The sequence below is a fragment of the Palleronia abyssalis genome (assembly GCF_900302445.1).
Taxonomy (GTDB): Bacteria; Pseudomonadota; Alphaproteobacteria; order Rhodobacterales; family Rhodobacteraceae; genus Palleronia; species Palleronia abyssalis.
Genome location: NZ_ONZF01000010.1, coordinates 46,114 through 68,967, shown reverse-complemented (window position 1 = coordinate 68,967; position 22,854 = coordinate 46,114). Strand labels below are relative to the sequence as shown.

Below are 22,854 nucleotides of genomic sequence, written 5' to 3'. Positions count from 1 at the left end.
TTAATCTGAGACGCGACGCGTTTGGCGACAATTTTTGCCCTTAATTGTGAGATACGGCTGTCATGGGGCCCCTGTTTCTCGCGCACCTTTGCGCGATGTGATCAACCGCGGCAAGCAATCGAGGCTCCTTCTCGAAGGCGCGCAAGAGAGCAACCCTTGCATAGTCGTCGATGCTTTTGCTGACGATGGCTGCCTTAGCCAAGGGATGAGATCGAGCGGCGGCGATTGCGGCGAGGTAGAACAGCCTAACTTCCGATCTGGGGTTCTGGACAGCGAACGACGGATCCCCGCGGAAGGTTTTGAGTGACATGGCAAAGGTGACTGCGCGCATTGCGCGCCGAAGTTGCTTGGGGCCGCGCGAGCGCGCGGCGCACTCAAGCATCTCTGCCCCGCGGCGCGCTCGGTATATCAGTTTTCCAGATATTTGTTCCTCACGGAGTTTGCCAAGGGTCTGCACAAGTCTCGTCCCGCAAACTTGGCAGTCAAATGCCCAGGCCCGCCTCCAATGCCTGAGCGAAAGACCCTCTCTGGCGCATTGCATGCAATGCTGGAATGGCATCTGAGCCGTCAGCGAGGCTTCTCGTGGCGTCATTGCCGGAAAGGTCAAAGATCGAACAACATCTGGGTTAACCCGTGCGGCGTTGGCAATCTTCGCTGCCGCAGCCGCGTCGACGTTGAAGTCCAAGGCGGTGCCATGCGCGGTATCGATTCTGAGATGAGCCAGTAGTTCCGCATCATCACAGTAGTTGGCCGCCGCCAGCCGAGACAACCAACCTGACAACAACTCGTCTGGCAGCGGCGCGACAGTCTTGGGCAGCGGGTGCGGCTTCACACCCGGGACTTCTGGAGCCGCCGATGGGGGTTCGCATGGCGCGACCAAACCGGCGTCCATTTTGCGATTGCGTCATCGGTGATGCATTCCTCGCCTGTGATAATGGCGTCGATGGAAAGATCCTTGACCAGAGCGAAGATGCGCGAGGTCACCCCACCGGTCAGTGCCAAGACCTGCTTGAGAGATTTGACCTTCAGGTTGGACTTCTTTTCCAGTGGCATGGCAGCAATAAGGGTCTGGATCATGTCCGAGAACTCGGCATCGTCGCGCCAGTTTGGCAGATGATGTTCGTCCAGCCGTCGGGCAAGCTGGATATCACCGCGAATAGCATCGACGGCCTCGCTGACCCCAAGGCAGACCAGTGACACCTCGAGTTCATTGCTGAGATACCGCAGGACATTGAGAAATCGGCGCTGTTCGCGGTGGGTCCCGGCCAAGAGATTGTGGACCTCGTCGATCATGATCATCCGCAGGCCAAGGTCGCGTAAGAGCGCGATGACACGGACTTCGAGGGAAGCCACATTTTGAGCGCGGGCGCTAAGAGCCGTCGCCGGGGCGCCGACGGCGGCCAGGATGTGCAGGTAAAACCGCCGTTCATCAGGTGCGGGCGGCGCTTGCAACAGCAGAAGCGGTGTGCGGGTGATGCCCGACGCCGGATCGTATTCTGGTGCGTACTTGCGCGACAGGTTTCGGGCAATCATCGTCTTTCCGATCCCGGAGGCGCCATGCACAAGAAGCCCAGGCATACGGGTTTGTCGTGGCGCTTCGATCATGCCCTGCAAGCGGTCCAACACCTGTTCCGCCCGAGGAAAGCCGATCCAGATATCCGATTGAATGAGGGCGATCCGGCCGTCTTCTTCAGTTGTCCCTGCCCTCAATTCACCATCTCTCCACCTTGAACAATGGGCGCGATGTATCACCCGTATCGATCGGGCGCAGCCCTTCGGTTGTCGAGACGGCCGAGTTCGTGCCCTTCAATGTCCCTTTTCTTTCACGGGTTCTGCGTTCGGCCTTCGTCAGGCCCCGGCTTTCAGCTTCGATCTGGCGTTGCTGTCGGATCAGCTCAGCCAGCACCAGCTCATTAGACCCGGACTTGCCAAGGGCACGGGCCTTCCTCATCGCTTCGCGATATTCCCAGAGCGAGACGGGCGGAATTTCCAGGTTTCTGTACCGCGCCTCAACATACCGGCCATCGTCCAGTTCGACCCAGATCATTGAGATATCGCGAGGATCGTAGCGAACGACCACCTTTCCATCCCCGCGCCCAATGTGGCCTGCAAGGGCATCGGACCAGTACCTTATCTGGAACAGATGGATGCCGTCACGCCTGATCTTGCGCAGTTCACTCGGCAGGAAGCTCACCTGAAAGGCTTCCATCTCGAAGGGGATGTCGCCTGTCATTTGCTCTGAGAGCGCCTCCCATTTGGCAACGGGCGTGCAGCCAAGACTCGAATGAATGCTGTTGTTGTAACGGCAGATTTCCAGAGCAAACCAGCGATCGAATTCGCTCAACGTCATCGTGGCCTTGCTTTCGGCGTCATAGTCGCCCTTTGCCGCGATCGAGGATTGCGTTGTTCCCGGCAACAGGTGAACGGCCCCCATCATGGTGCCGATCAACCGTTCGATGTGACCACCGAAGTGAGGACTTGCTGGCGGTCGATAGACCAGATCGATCCCCCAATCCGCACAGGCCGACCGAAAGGCGCGCGACCGGAAATCGCGACCGTTATCGACGTGGATGCTGTGCGGTTTGCCCTGTGCCGGCCAAGGAACATCGCACGCCAATTCCGCAAGAAGTTCCTCCTTGAGGGCCACCGCCTGTGTCAGGCAAAGCGCCACTGACAGACGCGAAGGTGCCTCGAGAGAGGTGTAATATCCGGTCACCATCCGCGTTGCGACGTCGATCGCCAGCGTGACCCAAGGCCGCCCAATTGGTTTGCGTTCAAAGCCGTCGACAAGAATGATGTCCGCCGGTGTATGATCAATTTGGACGATCTCCAGTGGCATACTGGCCTTGTTCTCACCTGTGACCGGCGCAAATTTCTGGCGGGCCGCCTTTGCGCCCTCTCGTGCCTTCGCAACTTCGCGGGCATCCATCGCATCCAGACGACGCTGAACCGTTCGCCGTGTCGGCGGTTGCAAGCCCTCCTGCCAGCAAGCGCTGCGGATTTCTGTCACGACGCGCGACAAGCTCGAACGCTCCCGGCGCAAGAAATAGCGGCGAAGGTGCTCCTCGATTACCGCTTCGACTTTGCTGGATATTAACATCGTCCCGGTCGGGCGGCCCCGTTTCCGCGGAGCCAGAGCGCTGGTGCGCCCACCCTCTTCCGCCAACCGTTTTATCCAACGCCAGACCGTCGCCCTGCTGACACCAAGCTCCCAAACGGCGTCATTGATGCCACGTTCCAGGCTGCCAGTCCCATTGAGATATGCCTGAACAAGAGGGCGCAGCACCGCGGCCCTGCGCGCCTCTTCAGCACCAACAGCAACGCAGTCTTCGCCATCATCATTCATCGATATTTGCCGCAAATGTCTGTGAACCCTGTCTCAGGTTTAAGGGCAAAAATATCAGAATTAAAGGCAAAATCTCATATTTAAGGGCAAAGCTCAGCCGTTGATTTCGTTGGATTTCCCATCTCACAATTAAGGGCTACGCGACACATGGATTTCGATGCGGATGTCGCGGCTGTAGTCATCGCCCAGAAGAGCCCTCACCCGCGCCTCGACCGCGCCGCCTGCGTCATGATCCGTATGCACAACCTCCGGCTCTTCGGTCAGGTTGAAACGGATCAATGGAGAGGTCGCGGCGCGAATGATCTGGGGGTGCAGCTCCGGAGGCGCGCCTTCGATCAGTTGTGCTACATTGGCGGCCCGTCCGGCGGCTTCCGCGCCGATCGCCGCCTGCACGGCGAGTGTTCTTTCGTCAACGAAGAACCAGAGGCTCACCGCCTGCGCCACGACGATAACACCCAGCACCAAGAGTGAGATCTGCGTGCGCAGTCTCCACGGGCGCGTTTTCACGAACTGACCTCGACATCGCAGGTCAGGCTGTAACCGCCGTTGCGCACGGTGGAGATGACACGGGGGCGCAATACGTCCGGTTCGATCTTGCGGCGCAGGCGGCTGATCTGATTGTCGATCGTCCGGTCAAGCGGTCCGGCCACGCGCCCCGCTGTCATTTCCAGCAGCTCATCGCGGCTCATGACGATACGCGGGCGTTCGAGCAGGATGGACAGGAGTTTCAGCTCACCGGAGGTTACCTGATTGCGGGTGCCGTCCGGGGCGGTCAGGGTCCGTCCGTCATAGTCCAGTTCGAGATGGGCGAACCGGATGCGCTTGCCCGCGAATGGGTCCTGCGGAGGGCTCTTCTCGCTGCGTCGCATGATGGCCCTGATCCGGGCCAACAACTCGCGCGGATTGAAGGGTTTGGAGAGATAATCATCCGCGCCGCCTTCCAGACCCTCGATGCGGTCGTCGTCCTCTCCGAGGGCGGTCAGCATCAGGACCGGTGTGCCGCACTCCTGACGCAATCTTTTGCACGCAGTCAGCCCGTCTTCGCCGGGCATCATCACATCGAGCACGATCAGATCGAAAGAATGTCTTGCGCGCTGAGCGTCCATCTCTGCGGCACTTTCGGCGACCGAGGTTCGCATGCCGTTCCGTTCGAGATAGCTTGAAACGGAATTGCGGATCTCGTCATGGTCGTCGACGACCAGAATGTGGGCAGGTTCGCTCATACCCGGTGTATATCAAACCGCCGGTGTAAATGTCCGCCCCCTCTTTGTAGCCAAATGTAACGGCAGTTTGACGCGTCGCGGGAGCAGGGGGGACAATAGGAGCCCTCAAGTCTGCGACAGCGCATGTTCCGGCGGTCTGCGGATCGCCAGCCGGTGCACCCCGGCGGATTGCTGTTCTTCCATGCGGGGCGGCGTCCCGGCGAAGAAGGTCGTGATTTCCTGATACCTGATCCGCGTATCCTCAAGCGCCTGATAGTATCGGAAAAGCTCCTTCAGTGGGGCCGAAAAGTCTTTGTGCGCGGCGAGGACCGCGACCAGTGCCCCAAGCGTGATCCGGCCTTCGATGACGAAATATCCGCCAAGTGAGTAGAACAGAAACGGTGTCAGCGCCGTCAGAAAGTTGTTGAGCGCCTTGATGAAGAACTTGAGACGAAAGATCCTTCTGCGTACCTGCTCCAGCGCCTTGAAACTAGCGCCCGCCGCCGACAGGCCGGACGAGGCGCCCTGTCGTTCGCGCAACTGCTCGCTCAGTTGCCTGCCAAGATCGCGGACCTCTTTGATCCGGATACGCGACAGGGTGTTCACCCGGCGCTGCAGCTTCGGGAGCAGAATAAGCTGAATGGGCAACACGGTCAGCGCGGCGGCACCCAGGATCGGGTCCTGAATGAACATGAACAGCAGAATGGTGAAAAGCGTGCCACCCTGCAAAACCGGCAGGGTCAGGACTTCGGCCGCGAAGCCGCCGATGGGTTCCACTTCCTGTGCGAGTATTGGGACGATCTCGCTTTGCTCGGACGCCTCCGCATCCGAGCGCCACCGCCGATAGATCAGCAGCCTGAAGCGTCGGAGAAACCGCTCCGCCATATAGCCCTTGAAGACGTTGAGCGTGTATTTGATGAGTCCGTTCAGGCTGATCGACAGCAAATACAGCCCGCAAAGCAGCAGCAGGAATATGACCTGATCCAAACTCTGGCCCAGAACCTCGACCGGGAAAGTCGCGGATTCCAGCGCATTGTTCACGATCTGCTTGGGCAGTTCCAAGGTCAGATACAGGATCGGAAGCGCGAGAAGGCTCAGCATGATCATCTGCGCCTGCTGCCGTCTGGTGTAGCGCAGGACCGAGCTGAACAACCCGGCATCAAGCCCCCTCACGTGGTTCATGCGCGCGACCGGTTTTGCCGGGCGGCTCCAGAGCCGCAGGATACCGCGCAGGACGAGATAGAGGGCGACGCCGATCAGCAATCCCGGCGCCAGGACCAGAATGAGGTGAATGAACGGATGAACCCAGTCCGGCGTCGTATCATTGTAATCGTATCCGAAGAGGGCGGAGACGTCATGTACGAGGACGTGATACCTGTCCATCAGCGACATTGGAGCGCGCTCAATATCCGGCGGGTGAGGCGAGGTGATCATGCACGATGATGACCCCCCACATCCCGGCATCTCTGTGGCCGGGGACCAGACAGGCAAATTCCAGATTGGTCACGTCTGAAAACTTCCAGATCAGTTCCCCGGTTTCACCGCTGGGTATCGATATGAAGTTGGCGGCGTCATGGGTCATGTCCGGATGCTCCTGCATCCATTGCCGGTTTTCGGTGACTTCATCGAAGGAGCCGAGAAAGAAAGTGTGATCGAGTTTGCCGGAGTTCGTGACCCGAAAGCGGACAACCGCTCCGTTCTCGATGTGAAGCGCATCCGGATCAAAGAGCATGTAACCGCTTCCGGTCTCCCTGACCGTGATGTCGACCGTCCTGTCGGGCGTGGCATCGCCGGGGGGTTCTCCGATCGGGTCATGGTCCGGAAGGTCGTAGGCCCTCAGATGGGGTTGCTGGCTTTTGCCATCGGACGCATGCGCGGAGAGGGCGGACAAGATGAGCGCTGCCGCGAGGGTGCAAGTTTTGAACGATGTCTTCATGTGCTCAACGCCTCCGCAGTAGGGGAAATTCTAGAACCGGGTTTATTCGATCGATTGAAGCCGTGAGCCCAAGGGTTCAGCAAACGTCGGATCTGGGTACTACCGCCGCTGGCGCGGTACACCATCGTCGCAGACGGGCGCCCAACGGGGGAAAGAACGGGCGCGGTGTACGCCCGTTCTGGTATTAACGTTATCGCAAGGCGGTGCTCGCGATCCGCACTGACCGTTTAGTGAGTAACGGAGACTTCGCGGAACATGCCGGATTCGTAATGACCGGGGATCAGGCAAGCAGCTTCGAACGTGCCGTTATTTGCAAATGTCCAGATGATTTCGGCATCTTCGCCGGGCGCGAGCCGGATGCGGTTGGGCTCATTATGACCCATATTCATACCGCTCATATCCGCCATTTCGTTCTTGTGCGCGGCGTTCTTCTTTTGCGAGTCGAGAATGAACTCATGGTCCAACTCGCCCTCGTTGCGGACGACGAAACGGACGGTCTCGCCTTCTTTGAAATCCAGATCGCCGCCCTTGAACAGCATTTCGCCGTCGTCTGTTTCGACCATGTCGATCTCGACCGTGCGGTCCACCGCAGCGGCATCGCCGGGCATGCCGATCTTCATTTCTCCATGGGTGTCGCCGGACTTGTTTCCGTGAGCCGCTTCGCCGGCAAACCCCGGTGCCGCAAAGGAGGAAGCCAGTGCGATTGTCAGCAGTAGATGTTTCATCTGTTTAGTCCTTGGTTGCTTTTGGGTTCAGGTATTGGCCGGAGGACTCATCAGCCCTCCGGATTGCTCCCGCAGGAACAAATCTCAGAATTGAAGGCGTGTACCGATCACGACCGAGAACTCATCTGTATCCCCACCGGCCGCGCGGGTGATGTCCCGCGTGTCGCCGAACGAGGTCTCGTAGTTGACGCCGATATAGGGTGAGACCGCACGGTCGATGAGGTCGTAACTCAGCCGCGCACCGATCTCCATGACTGCGCCACCCGCACCCCGCCCCCGGGCGATGTCATCCTTCAGCGGCATATCGATCTCGATGTTCGGGGTCAGGATCAGACGGTTGGTAAGGAGCAGTTCGTATTCCGCCTCGAAACTGAAGAACGAATAGTCGGAGAGGTAGAGATCGGCGTCGATCTCGAACCACTGCGGCGCGAGCCCTTTTACCCCCACGACAGCCGCGTAGCGTTCCGGAACGCCCTCGGGTGTGCTGGCATAGGCTCCGACCACGCCGTTAAAGAAGGTCGAGATTGGAAACCGGAGACGTAGCTGGTTTTCGAGGCTTTCGAACTCATCGGACGAAAGACCGTATTCAGCTTCGCTGCGCCACACCAGCTTGAGCTCATCCGTGCCGATGAGGGCGTCGAAATCCCAGACAAGGACCTCTTCGTCATCCAGTGCGCGAATTTCCAACTGTTCCGCCTGCACGCCCCAGATCAGCTGTTCGGTCTGTTTGACGGGCTGAGCCTGCACGAGCGAGGCCCAAGGAAGGATGAGGCCGGCCAGTCCGGCGAGTTGACTGTATTTCATTACGTTCGTCCTTTGTATTTCCCGGCTCAAGCCGCGCGTCCCTTGACCACGACCTTGCGGAACATTCCCGCCCGCGCGTGGTAGCTGAGGTGACAGTGGAACGCCCATTGACCGGGGGCGTCGGCCTCGACTTCGATGTCCGTCGTGGCGGCGGGATTGATGTTCACGGTGTGCTTGATGGGATTGCGCGGACCGTGACCGGCATCGATGATCGACCACATCCCGTGCAGGTGCATCGGATGCGACATCATCGTTTCGTTGATGAACCGCATGCGCACCCGCTCGCCGTATCGGAGCGTGATCGGGGCGGCATCGTCGTATTTCACGTCGTTGATCGACCAGATGTAGCGCTCCATGTTACCGGTCAGCCGCAACACGATGGTGCGTGAGGGTGCGCGGTGACGGTAACGAGGGCTGGCGGCGCGCAGGTCTGCGTAGGACAGGAACTTGCCGCCGTTGTACGCGACAGGCGTCAGTCCGCTGCCCGGGACATAGAACGGATCGCCGCCATCAGACATTGCCATTCCGCTCATACTGTCCATGCCGCTCATACCGTCCATTGCGGGCTTCTGCATCTGGGCATGGTTCATGCCTGACATCGGTGCCTTTTTCTTCTGCTGCATCTGCGTGTGGTCCATGCCGTCCATCGCAGGCTTTTGCATCTGCGTATGGTCCATCCCAGCCATCGAAGTCTTTTTCTTCGGCTTTTCCTCTGACGGGGTCATCGCAGGCATCGGGGGCTGCTGGCTGGATTGCATGTTTGAATGGTCCATGCCTGTCATGTCGGTGTGGTTCATTCCGGTCATGTTCTGCATGACGTGGTCGCCCATACCCATGCCCATATCCATACCCATACCGCCCATCATGCCGCTCATGTCGGCCATGGTGAGCAAGGGCTTGGGTCTGAGACGGGGCACGGCACCGGCATAGCCCTCTCTGGGTGACAGGGTGCCCCGAACAAGCCCGTTGCGGCCCATGGATTCCGCAATAATGCTATAGACCTTGTTCTGCGTAGGCTGGACGATGACATCATAGGTCTCGGCAACCGCGACCCGCAGTTCATCCACGGCGACAGGCTCCACATCGTTGCCGTCAGCCTGCACGACGACCATTTTCAGTCCCGGTATCCGCATGTCGAAGTAGGTCATCGCGGAGGAGTTGATGATCCGAAGGCGGACCTTCTCACCGGGCCGGAACAAACCGGTCCAGTTTTGCGACGTGCTGCGACCGTTGATCAGCGAGGTAAATCCCTGCACGTCTTCGACGTCGCTCGGCAGCATGCGCATGCGCCCCCACATGCGGCGCTCTTTCAGCGTCGCCTTGAGACCGTCCATGCGGGCGTCCCGGATCAGGTCCTGAAAAGTGCGCTGCGAACGGTTGTAGTAGTCGGACTGCATCTTGAGGTTCCGCAAGATGCGGTTGCCCGGATGGGGATGTTTGTCGGCCAGCTGAACGACATAGTCGCGGTGCGCTGGTATGCGTTCCCTGCCGCGCGGCTCGATCACGATCGCACCGTAGGCGCCATCCGGCTCCTGAAGGCCTGAATGGCTGTGGAACCAATAGGTCCCGGCCTGCTGGATCGGGAAGCGATAGGTAAAGGTCTGACCGGGGGCGATGCCGTTGAAGCTGATCCCCGGAACGCCGTCCTGACGGAAGGGCACGATAAGTCCATGCCAGTGGATCGAGGTGCTTTCGCTGAGGTTGTTGGTCACGTTTATCGTAACCTCCTCACCTTCCTTGAAGCGCAGGATCGTCGGAATCTGGCTGCGGTTGTAGCCCACGCCCATCTTCTGAAAATCGCCCGTGTTGATGCGCACCGGGTCGACTGTGATATTGTAGGTTCCCTGAGAGGTCACCTGCGTGGAGCCATGCGCGCTCAACGCTTTGGGCATCGCAAAAGCCGCAGCCGCAGCCAAGCCGAACTGACGCCGCGACAACCCCTTCGCCAGCTCTTCAGAGGTACTGAGCGCCGTATCCCAGAGGGCCAGCTGCTTTCTATTGAAGAATTGCATTCGTTTTCCTTGTATTAGTCTGTCTGAAAGGTGCCGCAGCGCGCGTGCTCAAGGGTTCGACGGCGTTTTGGAGGTCAGTCGCACCCGGCTCGGCACAGTTCGCTTCGAACACGGCACGTGCCGGGGGGCGTTTACGCGCGGTTCTGCCTTGCAACTTGCGAGGGTCAGCGCGGGGCCTGTTTCGAGTTCTGAATTTGTCGGATCCATGATTCACGTGCCCTCCGTGGAACTGGAGGTTTTATCGCCGGAACGCCTGCAAAGGATCAAGAATACATATGGTTACATATGGGGTTAGGGTGTGCTGACCGTCGGTAGGGTGGGTGGTTGCTGATGTGATTTGCTTTGGTTCGGGAAGGGCGAAGGGGCGCCTACGCAGTTGCCCGAAGGTTCGCGAACGCGCTTGATGTAGATCATCTTTCGCTTGCTATGCCCGGTTTCCAGAGATGATCGGCGAAAGACAGGCTCATCCAAGAATTGATCAACAACTCATCTGGAGATAGCGATCAGACGTTGATAGAGGCTATCGCGGACCTGGTTCGGAGGACTTTACTCGCTGCAGCAATACATCCCTGAAATAACCTGCGTGCAGCGTCAGAAAGCGAGATCGTGTGCCAATCAGACATGCTTGTGTTTTTCTGAGATTTATTAATGCAGCGGATTGCAAAAACTCTCGCTGTGCGCTCTGAGGCTACAGCCTTTCCAAGCTTCGCCCTTGTAAGCCAGTTCATTCGGAATATCCGCTAAATGCAAGTGTTTGGGACGGAACTCATACCAAGCCGTAGAACTCCACAGCGCTGCGAACGCTGCAACTTTTCCTAGTTTAAAGACAGCAAGGTGCTCAATATGACCCGAATAGTGATAATCAACCATTACGGTTCAACCACAGGCACCGGTATGGGCGGACGGCATCACTATTTCGCCCGGGAGTTAGCGCGCAAGGGCCATACAGTAACATTAGTCGCCGCTCGATCACATCACCTGATCCGCGACGATATCGATTCAGGGTGTTGTCACGTTAACTCGCCGAATTTGCAAGTTGGCAAGCTGTTCGTTGATCAAGCGGCCTGTGCCGCGGATTTCCACGCCTCGAATGCTTCGAGCCGATGGTAGCGGATGGTGAGCGCAGAGCGGCGGCGGGCTGGGACAGAGAAACTATTGCGGGTTGCAGACTTCATAGATACGAAGCGTTGTAATCCACCCGGCGATCGGAAGCCTTGCATCACCCGCTCTCGTTTTCGGAAGGGCAAGTGGCTGTTTTCTGCGCGGTTATTGAGTCCCTTGTGTGACCAATGATCAAGGCCAGGCGCGACCTCGCGCTTTGCGGCACCATAGGAGCGCAGCTTGTCCGTAATGATCCTTTTTGGCACGAAGCCCCAACGTTTCATCAGCTTGACCAAAAGCCGCTTTGCGGCGCGCTTGTCTCGTCTCGATTGGAGAATTTCCTCAAGAACAAAGCCGTGTTGGTCGACCGCGCGCCAGAGCCAGTATGACCGACCCGCGATCTTCACAACGACTTCGTCCAGATGCCAGACATCGCCGGGGCGCGGCTGCCGTCGCTGTAGAACGTGGGCGATCAGGGGGCCGAACTTGACGCTCCAGCGCCGGATTGTCTCATACGAAACGTCGACGCCACGTTCCAGCATCAGCTCTTCGACCTCGCGCAGGCTCAAGTTGAACCGGACGTAAAGCCAGACAATATGAGCGATGATCTGAGGCGGAAACCGGTGGCGTTTGTAGCTGATCTTTTGTGTCTGCATCGACACCGCCTACGCCCAGATCAATGAACCAGCAACCTCAGGACCGTTAATGTGACAACACCTCTTCTTCCTTCTCTCAATTGCTAAGCGTTCAACTAAGTCATCCGCATTTGGTTTCAATTTCCAGCGCTGGAAGGTTGGAGGCCGCGGTTGCGATTGAAATGTTCAATGAAGAAAAAAGCTTCTATTGGCCTTCCTGCTACGAACGCGGACTTCGTCGCGTTATTCTCGCAGCGGGATGGCTTCACAAACGACATTGTATCCGTTTGTAAAGTTGACCAACCGGGAGATGCAGCCATAGAGGTGCTTCGGATTTCGATCTCGGGACAAGGGTGGAAGCGAGCCAAAAGATGATGCGAACCACGTTGCGCCTATTCTTCCTTCTCATGGCTTGCCTTTGGGCCTCCATGGGCTTTGCTGCATCGAGCGATACCTACGAGAATTCAACAATCACGGCCCGGCTCATCTCCGTTGAAAATGGGGTCGCGGAAACCTCCAGAACCCTTTCCCTTGGCCTGGATGTCGAGCTGGCCGAGGGCTGGAAAGCCTATTGGCGTTCGCCCGGCGAGGTGGGTCTGCCGCCTGAAATTTCATGGGATGGATCGGAAAATCTGGTGAGCGCACAGATGCTCTGGCCCGCGCCTGAGCGCTTCACGGCATTCGGCATCGAGAATTTTGGCTACAAGACCCGTGTCGTCCTGCCCATTCAGGCAGTTCTCGAAACTGCGGGCCAGTCCGCAACATTGCAGGCGCGTGTTTCATTGCTGGCGTGCTCGACTGTCTGTGTGCCGCATGATTTCGATCTCGCACTGACAATTCCGGCGGGCACCGGGATTGACGCGAAGGCGGCGGGCCTGATTTCGGAGTATGCCCAGCGGGTGCCGCTTGGTCCCGAAGAGAGCGACATCATTGTCGAAACGGCGGTGATCGCGGATGATGCGCTTTATGTGACGGCGCGCAGTGCGAATGCCTTTGTGAAGCCGGATATCTTTCCGGAACTGGGGCCGGAATTCACCTTTGGCAAACCGGACATCCGAACCGATGATGCGGGAACAGCCCTTTGGGCCAAGCTGCCTCTTCTCGCGCAAGGGGAGGATCCGCCGCCCCTGCAACTGACTTTGACCGATGGATCACGCGCGGTGACAGCGCAGCCCGCTTGGTCAGACCGCATCCCGGGTGCACCATTCGAGGTTATGGCGAACCTGCCGGATCTGACGCAAATCCTGGCGATTGCGGCCTTTGCCTTTCTTGGCGGTCTGATCCTGAATGTCATGCCCTGTGTTCTGCCTGTCCTGTCCATCAAGCTGACATCGGTTCTCAATCATGGAAACAAGCCAGCGCACGAGGTCCGGAATGGGTTCCTGATGTCGGCGCTTGGCGTTCTGGTGTTCATGTGGGCCCTCGCCGCAATCATTCTGGTTCTGCAATCCGTCGGCGTCACCGTTGGGTGGGGCCTGCAATTCCAAAGCCCTGTTTTCCTGACCGTCATGTTTCTGGTGCTTGCCGTGTTCTCTGCCAATCTGTTCGGGGTGTTCGAAGTTTCATTGCCCTCCGGGTTGCAGTCACGGCTGGCCAGATCAAGCGGTCGCGACGGGTATGGCGGAGATTTTGCAACAGGCGCCTTCGCGGCGGTGCTGGCCACGCCCTGCTCGGCCCCGTTTTTGGGGACAGCGGTTGCCTTTGCCCTGTCCGGGCGCCCGATTGATGTCATTCTCGTTTTCACGGCTCTGGGGCTTGGGCTCTCCCTGCCCTATCTGGTTCTGGCGGGGAAGCCTGGTCTGGTCCGGTTGTTGCCCAGGCCGGGACGTTGGATGGTTGTCGTCAAATGGGTGCTTGCCGGTCTTCTGGCCGGGACCGCGATCTGGCTGCTCTGGGTACTGGTAGGGGTGGCGGGTGGCCGGGTGGCCATGACCGTGCTGCTTATGACGAGCCTTTTCATTCTTCTCGCAACAATACGTTTGCCGGGCAGATTGACGCGCCCGACAGCGCTGGTGGTGGTTGCTGTTCTCAGCCTTCTGGTGCCGACGGCGCTGACAATCCCGCCGCAGACGAGAGCGGTGGGCCAGGACTGGGTCGCGTTCGATCGCTCCGAGATACCGAAACTGGTGTCGCAGGGAAAAACCGTCTTTGTCGACGTGACCGCAGACTGGTGCCTGACGTGCAAGGCCAACAAGACGCTGGTGCTGGACCGTGCGCCCGTGGTCGACCAACTGCGGGGTGATAATGTCGTTGCGATGCGGGCAGACTGGACTAGGCCCAGCACTGACATTTCCCGGTATCTGGAAAGCCACAACAGGTTTGGCATCCCGTTCAACATCGTCTACGGGCCAAACGCGCCAGACGGGATCATCCTGTCCGAGGTTCTGACGTCCGAAGCCGTTCTCGACGCGCTGAGCAGGGCTGCACTTGGCGACCCTGTGACCGCTTTGAAAACGGATGGTTAGGCCTAAAAGAGGCCCATCGCACGCGCCGACATCCAGACGCCCATGAATATCATCATCAGGTTTTCGGTCAGGGACACGAAACCCAGCGGCACGTTTGAACCGCCGCCCACGCAGGCGCACTTGATCTCGCGCTTATCGATGTAGACGGCCTTGAAAACTGAAGCCGCTCCGACCGTACCGATGAACAGTGCAACAGGCGCGCTGATCCAGACCAAGGCACCGGCGACCATGAGAATACCGGCAAGTGCTTCGCCGAAGGGATAGACATAGCCATAGCGCACCCATTTCTGGGCAAGCAGATCGTAGTTCAGAAACATCGTGGAAAACGTCTCGACGTCCTGCAGTTTTTGAACAGCAAGAAAGCTCATCGAGATCGCGATGAACCACTCGAATGCCCGCAGCGTCAGGATCGAACCGTAAAACGCCCAACTGAGACCAAGCGCCATAAGGAATGCGACCGCGAATATCGCAATGACGGGTTGATAAGTCGTCTCGTCGTCATCCTTTACGTCCTGGCCGAAAAATTCCCTCAGCGCGTCATAGCCACCAATTCTTTCATTGCCGATAAAGGTCTGCGGAGTCGTTTCGACACCGTGTTCTTCCATGAAAGCATCCGTTTCCTCGCGGGTGTTCAGAGGCCGGTCCTCAATCGAATACCCCTCCCGCTCAAGCAGGTCCTTCGATTTTCAGCCCATAGGGACAAACATGCTCCTCCATCACCATTCGGTACAAAACCGCCGTCTTCGGGGTGGATTTTGCCTCTCTCGTCATGACGCGTTCCTTTAAATCCTTTAACCGTTGCAGGTCCAATACCCGGTAAATCCGACAGTCAGAGGCGTCTCTCCCGTCAATTCAAACAGCAGGGTGGCGTCTTCACCGTCCGCGTCACCCGGCGCCAGCGTGAATTGGCCACCATCGGCAGACAGGACGCCACCGGACGTCACTGTGTCTTGCGACGTGAAGTTGACCAGCGATCCGGATATCTTGGCGACGCCGTTCCCCGCCCCGTCCGTGACCAGAATGGGATCGGCGTTCACGGCGCGAATGAAACGGCATTGTCCGTCGGACCCCAGTGCGCGTGTTATTTCTTCGGCTTTGAGCGGTGCAGGACGGATTCCGGCAATCACCGGGGTTGCAATCGCTTCTTGAAGCCCCTCCATTTCAGCCGGACCGTCCGCTTCACCAAGTGGCCATTCAGGACCGGCTTCGCCATTTGCCTCAATGTCATCTATGAGGAAACGCATTTCGGAAATTTCGCGGTTTTGCGCCGTCACAATTTCCGAAGCCAGCGCCTCGACCCTTGGATCTGTCAGCTCGGCCCGTTCGCTTGTCATGATCGCAATGGAGTGGTGCGGAATCATCGCGCTCATCCAGCTTTCGTCCTGAATGGTCTCCTGGCTTCTCACGAGCCAGAGCGCGCCGGCGAACATCACGACAGACCCGAGAATGATCGCGGCGTTGACGCCCTTGTTCTTGTACATGTTCAACATGAAAAGGAGCATCACGGTCGCCATCGTCGCGCCCATGATGAACGTCATGTAAAATCGGGTTTCGCTCCAGTAGACATGTTCGAAGGAGTACGAGTTGATGTACATCAGGCCGAACATGATCGCAGTCGATGTGCCGACCATCGCCAGAAACCGGCCATAGGATGAACCTGAATGGCCTCCCGAATGTGCTGCACCTTCACTTGAACGGGTGTCGGACCCGCCACGAGATTTCCCGATCGCATCTTCAGACATCTGATCTCTCCATCATGGATTCTATTTGTGGAGGAACAACATTCCAGCGCTGGAGGGTTTCAAGACGATATATCGAAACGGCATGAAACCCCATAAATGTCTGGCCCAGGCATCGTGCGTTACGGGTCTTTGGCCAGATCTTTCAGGATTGGACAATCGGGGCGGTGATCGCCCTGGCAGGCGTCAACGAGGTGAGCCAGGGTCTCTCGCATCGACTTGAGCTGGGCGATTTTTTCGTCAACGGCGGCCAGATGCTCTTGAGCGACAGCCTTGACCTGTGCACTTTCCCGCGTCTCATCTTCATAGAGATCAAGCAGCGTGCGGCAGTCTTCGATCGAGAACCCGAACGTCCTGGCGCGACCGAGAAATGCGAGCTTGTGGATGTCGCTGTCGCGAAAGGCGCGATAGCCGTTGTCGCTGCGCAAAGGCCGGACAAGGCCGATGTCTTCGTAGTAGCGGATTGTCTTCGCTGGCAAACCCGCGCGTTCTGATACTTCTCCGATGTTCACACCTGTCTCCTATTCTGCGGGCTGCGTTGCGAATTTCGTCTCCGCGTCGTGGGGCGGATCCTGTTCCGACATCGTCGACTTGATCCGTCGCAGCCGCAGCGCGTTGGTCAGAACCGACACGGAGGACAGCGCCATGGCCCCGGCGGCAAACACCGGCGACAGGAGCAATCCAAAGGCCGGGTAAAGCGCGCCCGCCGCCACAGGGATCAGCGCGACGTTATAGCCAAAGGCCCAGATAAGGTTCTGCCGTATGTTGCGCATGGTCTTGCGCGACACGTCGATGGCATTCACCACGCCGCGCAGGTCGCCCGACATCAACACCACGTCGGCGCTTTCGATTGCGACATCCGTGCCGGTTCCGATGGCGATGCCGACATCGGCATGGGCCAGCGCTGGCGCGTCGTTGATGCCGTCTCCGACAAAGGCGATCTTGCTGTTCCCTTGCCGCAATTCGTCCAGGGCGGCGACTTTTCCATCCGGCAACACCCCTGCAATGACATGGTCGATCCCGACCTCGCGGGCGATGGCATCTGCCGTGGCCTTCTTGTCTCCGGTGATCATCGCGACCTTGATCCCTCGATCATGCAGAGCTGCGATCACTTCGGCGCTGGAGGATTTGACCGGGTCTGCCACGGCAATCACGGCCGCCAGGGATCCGTCCACCGCAGCATAAAGCGCGGTGCGTCCCTTTTCGGCCAAGGCCCTTTCGCGGCCTTCCAGCGGGCTGGTGTCAATGCCCTGCTGCACCATGAAGCGATCCGCACCGACATGAACCTTGCGGCCCTGGACAAGCGCCTCGACACCGTAGCCGGTCACGGACCGGAATTCCGTCGCATCGGGCCAGGACAGGCCTTCGCTCTTTGCGGACTGCACAATGGCCTCTGCCACCGGGTGCTCAGACTGCGCCTCGACAGATGCGATGAGGGCGAGTGTCTCTGCCCGGTCAAAGCCGTCGGCCGTGATGAGGTCTGTCAAACTGGGTTGCCCTTGCGTGACCGTCCCGGTCTTGTCCAATGCGACAACGCCAACTTCATCCAGATGTTGCAGCGCATCTCCCTTGCGGAAGAACACCCCCATCTCAGCCGCGCGTCCTGTCCCCACCATGATCGAGGTGGGCGTGGCCAACCCCATGGCGCAGGGGCACGCAATGATCAGAACGGAGACACCCGCCACAAGCGCAAAGGTCAGAGCCGGATCGGGACCGACCAGCAGCCAGACAACCACAGTCGCAAGCGCCAGAACCAGAACGGCAGGCACGAACCACATGGTCACGCGATCCACTAGGCCTTGGATCGGCAGCTTGGCCCCCTGAGCATCTTCGACCATGCGGATAATCTGCGCCAGCGTGGTATCCGCCCCGACTCGCGTCGCCGTTATGGTCAGGCTCCCGGTGCCGTTCACCGTGCCGCCGGTCACCGGTTCGCCAGCAGCCTTTGGCACGGCGAGGGGTTCACCGGTGATCATGCTTTCATCGACGTTGCTTGATCCTTCTGTGACCTCGCCATCGACAGGCAGCCTTTCACCGGGACGCACGAGGATCTGATCGCCGATCCGCAGTTCCTTGATGTCAACCTCGGTCGCCTGCCCGTCACGCAGGACCCTGGCTGTCTTTGCCTGCAGACCAAGAAGGGCCTGAATGGCTGCACCGGTCTTGCCCTTGGCCCGCGCTTCAAGCCAGCGACCCAACAAGATCAGAACGACAATAACCGCCGCTGCTTCGAAATAGACGGCGCGCACACCGTCAGGCAGCACCTGAGGCAGGAAGGTCGCGACTACGGAATAAGTCCACGCCGCCCCGGTTCCCAGTGCGACAAGGCTGTTCATATCCGGGGCACGCTTGATCAACGCCGGAATGCCCTTCGCAAAGAACCCCCAACCCGGTCCGAAAAGAACCACCGTGGCAAGCGCGAATTGGATCAGCCATGACGTTTGAATGCCGATTGTGCTCTCAATCAGGCCCTCAAAGCCGGGTATGGTATGTTTTCCCATTTCCAGAACGAACACCGGCACGGTCAGGATCGCGGCAAGGATGACACGGCGCGCCAGCGCGTCGGCTTCTTCTGCCTTGCGGTCCGATCGGTCCTCGTGCGCATCGCTCTGCGCAATCTCGGCCGGGTACCCCGCCTCCGTACTGATCCGGGCAATCTTTTCCGGGGTGATGGCATCTGGCAGATACTCTACCACAGCCGTTTCGGTTGCCAGATTGACCGCCGCATTCAATACGCCGGGTGTCCGTACAAGCGCCTTTTCAACCCGACCGACACAGGACGCGCAGGACATGGCGTCTACGTTCAATGTTACGCGCCCCGTCCGTGCCGGGTATCCGGCGTTCGAGAGGGCCGTGACCGCCACGCCCGTGGTGGCCGGATTATCCATCTGAAATTGAGCCGTTTCGTTCACAAGGTTGACACTGACGTTCGAAAGGCCCGGAACCTCGTTCAAAGCCTTCTCAACCCTGCCCACACAAGACGCACAGTTCATGCCGGAAACGGATAGACGTATCGTATTGGGGTCGGTCATGAGGGCCTCCTCGGTTGAACTTACCCTGATATAGGGCTTCCAGTTGCTGGAAGCTCAAGAGAGTATCTAATTTTTTTTGATATTTGCTTGACCTTCCTCCCGATGGAACGACCAAGTCTGAGGTTGTACCAAAAATGGAGGCCTTCATGATTTTTTCCGTCCCGAAAATGAGCTGTGGACACTGCACATCCGCTATAGAAAGCGGCATCAAGGCAAAGGATCCATCAGCCGTTGTCACGGCCGATCTGGACCTTCGCCTTGTCACTGTCCAAAGCACATTGGAACAGGCGACCGTGCGGCAAGCCATCGCTGACGCTGGCTACGACGCTTCAGCCGCGTAGGATTGTCCTTATTCGGCGGCCCGTGCCTGATCGACAAGCTCGATCATCTGGTCCGCCTGGATCAGGCCCGGCGCAAGACTGTCGCCGATCACAAATGAAGGTGTGCCACTGAACCCCAGAGATTGCGCAAGCCGCATGGAAGTCTGTATGTGTTCTTCGATTTCCGGTCCGTTCATGTCGCGACGCAACTGTGCAACATCGAGGCCGATGTCTTCCGCAGTGCGGAGAATCGATGCTTCCTCTGCGCGTTCCTTCAGTTGCATCATGGCCCAATGAAACTCTTCATATTTGCCCTGGTTTCGGGACGCCAGCGCCGCGCGGGCGGCAAAAACCGACCCGTCCCCCAGAATGGGCCATTCCCGGTAAACGACCCTGACGTTGGGATCAGCAGCGAGCAGGGCCTCCATTTCAGGTTTAACCCGGCGGCAATAGGGGCAGTTGTAGTCGAAGAATTCGACAACCGTGACATCGCCATCCGGATTGCCCAGAACGGGCGCATTGGGATCATTTTCAAGCGTGGCTTTTTCCGTATCGAAAACCTGCGCTGCGGCTTGCGCCTGCAACGCCTGCTGTTGCTGTTCGAACAACTGCGCGGCCTCGAACACGATGCCCGGATTCTCGCGGATGGCTTCCAGCACCAGTTCCTTGATCCGGTCTTCGTCCATGCCGTCTGCAATCGCAGCGATCGGAAGCATTAACAGTGCGGTGGTAGCCAAGAATCTTTTCATTATCCGTCTCCTTGTGAGGCAATATCCTGGGCCGTGCGCTCGGCTTGCGTGGCGCGTTCACGCTCCGGCCATGTTGACTTGATGTATGCGAGGATGTCCCAGATTTCCCCGTCGCTCAGTTGGTCGCCGAAACCGGGCATGCCGCTGTTGAAGTCAACGCCTTGCGCCGCGAGAACCTCGGCGCCCCCCAGCTTGGTGTAGGCGAACAGCATGCTGTCCGCGTGGTGCCAAGTGTGGCCGCTTGCATCATGCGGCGGTGCGGGCAGGCTTCCGTCATCACGCGGACTGCGCCAGTTTTCTTCACCTTCCAGATTTGCGCCATGGCACGCGGCGCAATTTTCGGCATAGAGGACTTCGCCCGCGGCCACATCGGCTGAGGAGTTGATGAGGTTTTCCGCCGTATGGTCGGTTCCGCCGGACCGGGTCCACAGGAATATGGTAGCCACCGCAACGGTAACTACGCCCAACGCAAGATAGACGGATCGCGGGGTCATCCAACGACGATCTTGGTCATCATGCCCGAAGCCGCATGCGACAGCATGTGGCAATGTAGCAGCCATTGGCCCGGGTTGTCCGCCACAAAGGCAATCTCGCGCGTCTGACCCCGTTCAAGAAGGGTCGTGTCACGCAGCGGTCCGAGGGTGCCGTTTTCGGCGACCTCGTGGAAGTGAATGCCATGCAGGTGCATCGCGTGCGGAAACGCCGTGTCGTTCACGATCTTCAATCGTACATTCTGGCCGCGGTCCAGCCGCGCAAGGGGATCACCGTTGATCCCGTCCACTTTGCCGTTGAACGACCAGAAATACCCGGCCTCGACGATCTCGCCGATCGGCTTGAGTTCGCCCCCAAGGGAAGCGGACCTCATCCGCCCCATGGCACCGCCTTCCATACTCAGGCTGAGCATCGTGGCTTCACTCAAGTCGACCATCCTGTGGTCGTTCGGCGGCAAGGCCAAAGGCGCGTCTCGACGATTTTTCGAGCCCCACTCAACGACCTCGAATGTAACCTGGCTGAAGGCCTCTTCCCGGCCGAACTGAAGAATATGAGCCGTTTCACCAACATCCGCGACCACATCGACGATCAGGTCGATCCGTTGAGCCGGAGCGAGGATCATCGGCTCCGTCACCTTAATGGGTGCAGCCAGGGGCATGCCGTCCAAAGCAACCGCCCAACCGTCAAGGCCTTCCAGCCCCAGTTGGAAATTGCGCGCATTGGCAGCATTGATCAGCCGCAAGCGCAGTCTTTCGTTCTTGCGTGCACTCAGGCCCAGATTGAAGGTTCCATTGGTCGTCAGCAGGTTGCCGATGCGCCCTGCGTGGCTGAGATCATGAGGCGCTCCGAAGTCGTCTTTGATCTGCGCGGTTTCGGGGTCAATAAGCCAATCATCCAGGATCAGGACTTCCTCGCGATCAATGTCGAGAGGCTCGGCCTCTTCCACGATCAGTGCACCGTAAAGCCCTCTGCCCACCTGCTCAAACGACCTATTATGGGCATGGTACCAATAGGTCCCGGCATCCGGGACAGTAAAGTCATAGTCGAATGTTTCCTCCGGCTGGACCACATCCTGTGTCAGGCCGGAAACGCCATCCATCGCATTGTCGATGCGGATGCCGTGCCAATGCGTCGACGTTCCCTGAGAAAACCGGTTGACCAATCTGCGCTGGACACGCCCCCCCTGCGCCACGCGAATCTCCGGACCGGGTGAGCCGCCGTCAAAGCACCAAAGCGATGTCTTGCCATAGTTGCCGGGCAGCAGCTGCACGTCGCTTTGCTGGGCTGTCAGGGTCGCGAATGGCGTGCCCGCAAATCCAGTGCTGGCCGACAGACCACTGAACGCAGCAGATGTTGCCAGAAATTGGCGGCGATTGAGCGTGATCATTCGTGGGTTCCCAAGATTATGATTTGTTGTCCAGCAGGTAGGTGGCCATCGCATTCAGGTCTGCGTCGCTCAGAAAGCCCGTGCCATAGCGCACGACTTCGGCCATTGATCCACCAAATACGTCGCCAGACGGCGTTATGCCAGATCGCAATGCATAAGCCATATCGTCTGTTGTCCAGCCTTCGGACACAAGATCGCGCGTCCGGATCGAAGGTGCTTTGCCACCTCCCGGCAAGGCGTCGTTGCCGGAAAACCTCTTCGATACTATGCGTGCGCCTGCAAAGTTCCGCGTTGTGTGGCAGGCAGCACAATGTGCCGCCCCGTTGACCAGCAGCTTGCCCCTGTTCCAAGCATCGCTTCGGTCCGCCTCTGGTGCGGTGTCAGGCTTTGTCAGAAAAGCCGCCCGCCAAAGTTTCATCCCCCATCGCTGATCGAACGGAAAAGGCACCTCATGGGACGGGGTCGGCACATTCACGGCTGGCACGGTCTGGAACGCGGCCCACAGATCGGCAATGTCCTGATCCGTGTAATTTGCATAAAACGGGTAGGTGAAGGTGGGATAATAGGGGTCTCCGTCCGGGGAAATTCCCTGCCTTACCGCTTTTGCAAACTCTTCTACTGTCCAGCCGCCAATCCCGAATTCGACATCGGTGGTCAGATTTGGCGGATAGAATGTCCCGAAATCGGTCCGGAGCGGCGCTCCTCCTGCCAATGGCGCCCCGCCAGCTTCAAAGTTGGTGTGGCACGCAATGCATCCACTGGCGCGCGCCAGATACGACCCCCGCTGGGCATCGCCTTGCAGGGTCAGGTCCGAGACTGGCGCACCGATCGGCCAGGCTATCGTTGCCGCGACAACGCCGATGCCGCCGACGACCCCCGCACCGATGATCCAACGCCACCACCGCATCT

The 22,854-nt window shown here is 58.7% G+C and carries 19 protein-coding genes and 2 pseudogenes; 2 read left to right on the top strand and 19 right to left on the bottom strand.

Features of this window, described 5'->3' with window-relative positions:
* Positions 1 to 40 precede the first annotated feature (40 nt).
* The 11 genes and pseudogenes from PAA8504_RS17070 to PAA8504_RS17020 form a co-directional block, all read right to left on the bottom strand.
* A complete protein-coding gene (locus PAA8504_RS17070; RefSeq protein ID WP_065335308.1) occupies positions 41 to 832 on the bottom strand; it encodes a TniQ family protein in 792 nt (263 codons plus the stop codon).
* Positions 829 to 1,752, bottom strand: a complete 924-nt coding sequence (locus PAA8504_RS17065) for a TniB family NTP-binding protein (RefSeq protein WP_245897677.1) — start codon at positions 1,750 to 1,752, stop codon at positions 829 to 831. Before PAA8504_RS17065 ends, PAA8504_RS17070 begins: the two co-directional genes overlap by 4 nt.
* Complete coding sequence (locus PAA8504_RS17060; protein ID WP_028288640.1) at positions 1,712 to 3,346, bottom strand: TnsB C-terminal domain-containing protein; 1,635 nt, start codon at positions 3,344 to 3,346, stop codon at positions 1,712 to 1,714. Before PAA8504_RS17060 ends, PAA8504_RS17065 begins: the two co-directional genes overlap by 41 nt.
* Before the next feature lie 147 nt (positions 3,347 to 3,493).
* A pseudogene (locus PAA8504_RS17055) lies at positions 3,494 to 3,853 on the bottom strand (ATP-binding protein); the annotation flags it as partial.
* Positions 3,850 to 4,569 carry a response regulator gene (locus tag PAA8504_RS17050; protein ID WP_088664274.1) on the bottom strand — a complete coding sequence of 240 codons (720 nt, stop codon included), beginning with the start codon at positions 4,567 to 4,569 and terminating at the stop codon, positions 3,850 to 3,852. The gene PAA8504_RS17050 and the pseudogene PAA8504_RS17055, both read right to left, overlap by 4 nt.
* A 105-nt stretch (positions 4,570 to 4,674) precedes the next feature.
* Positions 4,675 to 5,940 carry an ABC transporter transmembrane domain-containing protein gene (locus PAA8504_RS17045; protein ID WP_108895369.1) on the bottom strand — a complete coding sequence of 422 codons (1,266 nt, stop codon included), beginning with the start codon at positions 5,938 to 5,940 and terminating at the stop codon, positions 4,675 to 4,677.
* 10 nt (positions 5,941 to 5,950) lie between these two features.
* Positions 5,951 to 6,484 carry a cupredoxin domain-containing protein gene (locus PAA8504_RS17040; RefSeq protein WP_009827248.1) on the bottom strand — a complete coding sequence of 178 codons (534 nt, stop codon included), beginning with the start codon at positions 6,482 to 6,484 and terminating at the stop codon, positions 5,951 to 5,953.
* Positions 6,485 to 6,711: 227 nt separating this feature from the next.
* Positions 6,712 to 7,209 (bottom strand): cupredoxin domain-containing protein, encoded by a 498-nt coding sequence (locus tag PAA8504_RS17035; protein WP_009827247.1) that lies wholly within the window; start codon positions 7,207 to 7,209, stop codon positions 6,712 to 6,714.
* Between the two features lie 84 nt (positions 7,210 to 7,293).
* Positions 7,294 to 8,013 carry a copper resistance protein B gene (locus PAA8504_RS17030; protein ID WP_065335300.1) on the bottom strand — a complete coding sequence of 240 codons (720 nt, stop codon included), beginning with the start codon at positions 8,011 to 8,013 and terminating at the stop codon, positions 7,294 to 7,296.
* 26 nt (positions 8,014 to 8,039) lie between these two features.
* The gene (locus PAA8504_RS17025) at positions 8,040 to 10,025 is read right to left on the bottom strand and encodes a multicopper oxidase domain-containing protein (protein ID WP_009827245.1); all 1,986 of its coding nucleotides are present in this window, start codon (positions 10,023 to 10,025) and stop codon (positions 8,040 to 8,042) included.
* Between the two features lie 1,055 nt (positions 10,026 to 11,080).
* Positions 11,081 to 11,782 (bottom strand): IS6 family transposase, encoded by a 702-nt coding sequence (locus PAA8504_RS17020; protein ID WP_065331824.1) that lies wholly within the window; start codon positions 11,780 to 11,782, stop codon positions 11,081 to 11,083.
* A gap of 353 nt (positions 11,783 to 12,135) precedes the next feature.
* On the opposite strand from PAA8504_RS17020, the gene PAA8504_RS17010 reads away from it, so the two are divergent.
* Positions 12,136 to 14,226 carry a protein-disulfide reductase DsbD family protein gene (locus PAA8504_RS17010; RefSeq protein WP_108895368.1) on the top strand — a complete coding sequence of 697 codons (2,091 nt, stop codon included), beginning with the start codon at positions 12,136 to 12,138 and terminating at the stop codon, positions 14,224 to 14,226.
* 2 nt (positions 14,227 to 14,228) lie between these two features.
* Here the strand turns inward: PAA8504_RS17010 and PAA8504_RS17005 are convergent.
* The 4 genes and pseudogenes from PAA8504_RS17005 to PAA8504_RS16990 all read right to left on the bottom strand — a co-directional run bounded on the left by PAA8504_RS17005 (position 14,229) and on the right by PAA8504_RS16990 (position 18,997).
* Positions 14,229 to 14,949 (bottom strand): annotated as a pseudogene (locus PAA8504_RS17005) (MauE/DoxX family redox-associated membrane protein).
* 68 nt (positions 14,950 to 15,017) lie between these two features.
* Complete coding sequence (locus PAA8504_RS17000) at positions 15,018 to 15,968, bottom strand: DUF305 domain-containing protein (RefSeq protein WP_050686576.1); 951 nt, start codon at positions 15,966 to 15,968, stop codon at positions 15,018 to 15,020.
* A gap of 119 nt (positions 15,969 to 16,087) precedes the next feature.
* The gene (cueR, locus tag PAA8504_RS16995; protein WP_005619161.1) at positions 16,088 to 16,477 is read right to left on the bottom strand and encodes a Cu(I)-responsive transcriptional regulator; all 390 of its coding nucleotides are present in this window, start codon (positions 16,475 to 16,477) and stop codon (positions 16,088 to 16,090) included.
* Between the two features lie 9 nt (positions 16,478 to 16,486).
* Positions 16,487 to 18,997 carry a heavy metal translocating P-type ATPase gene (locus tag PAA8504_RS16990; protein ID WP_108895367.1) on the bottom strand — a complete coding sequence of 837 codons (2,511 nt, stop codon included), beginning with the start codon at positions 18,995 to 18,997 and terminating at the stop codon, positions 16,487 to 16,489.
* A gap of 146 nt (positions 18,998 to 19,143) precedes the next feature.
* Between PAA8504_RS16990 and PAA8504_RS16985 the strand changes: the two genes are divergently transcribed.
* A complete protein-coding gene (locus tag PAA8504_RS16985; RefSeq protein WP_043847225.1) occupies positions 19,144 to 19,338 on the top strand; it encodes a heavy-metal-associated domain-containing protein in 195 nt (64 codons plus the stop codon).
* Between the two features lie 8 nt (positions 19,339 to 19,346).
* Here the strand turns inward: PAA8504_RS16985 and PAA8504_RS16980 are convergent, their stop codons facing one another.
* Genes PAA8504_RS16980 through PAA8504_RS16965 form a run of 4 tightly spaced genes read right to left on the bottom strand, consistent with a single transcriptional unit; the run spans position 19,347 to position 22,852 of the window.
* Complete coding sequence (locus PAA8504_RS16980; RefSeq protein WP_050686574.1) at positions 19,347 to 20,066, bottom strand: DsbA family protein; 720 nt, start codon at positions 20,064 to 20,066, stop codon at positions 19,347 to 19,349.
* Complete coding sequence (locus PAA8504_RS16975; protein ID WP_005619169.1) at positions 20,066 to 20,560, bottom strand: c-type cytochrome; 495 nt, start codon at positions 20,558 to 20,560, stop codon at positions 20,066 to 20,068. The genes PAA8504_RS16980 and PAA8504_RS16975 overlap by 1 nt, the downstream gene beginning before the upstream one ends.
* Positions 20,557 to 21,945, bottom strand: a complete 1,389-nt coding sequence (locus PAA8504_RS16970) for a multicopper oxidase family protein (RefSeq protein ID WP_050686572.1) — start codon at positions 21,943 to 21,945, stop codon at positions 20,557 to 20,559. Before PAA8504_RS16970 ends, PAA8504_RS16975 begins: the two co-directional genes overlap by 4 nt.
* Positions 21,946 to 21,961: 16 nt before the next feature.
* On the bottom strand, positions 21,962 to 22,852 hold the full coding sequence (locus tag PAA8504_RS16965) for a c-type cytochrome (RefSeq protein ID WP_009824485.1): 891 nt from the start codon (positions 22,850 to 22,852) through the stop codon (positions 21,962 to 21,964).
* Between the last annotated feature and the right edge of the window lie 2 nt (positions 22,853 to 22,854).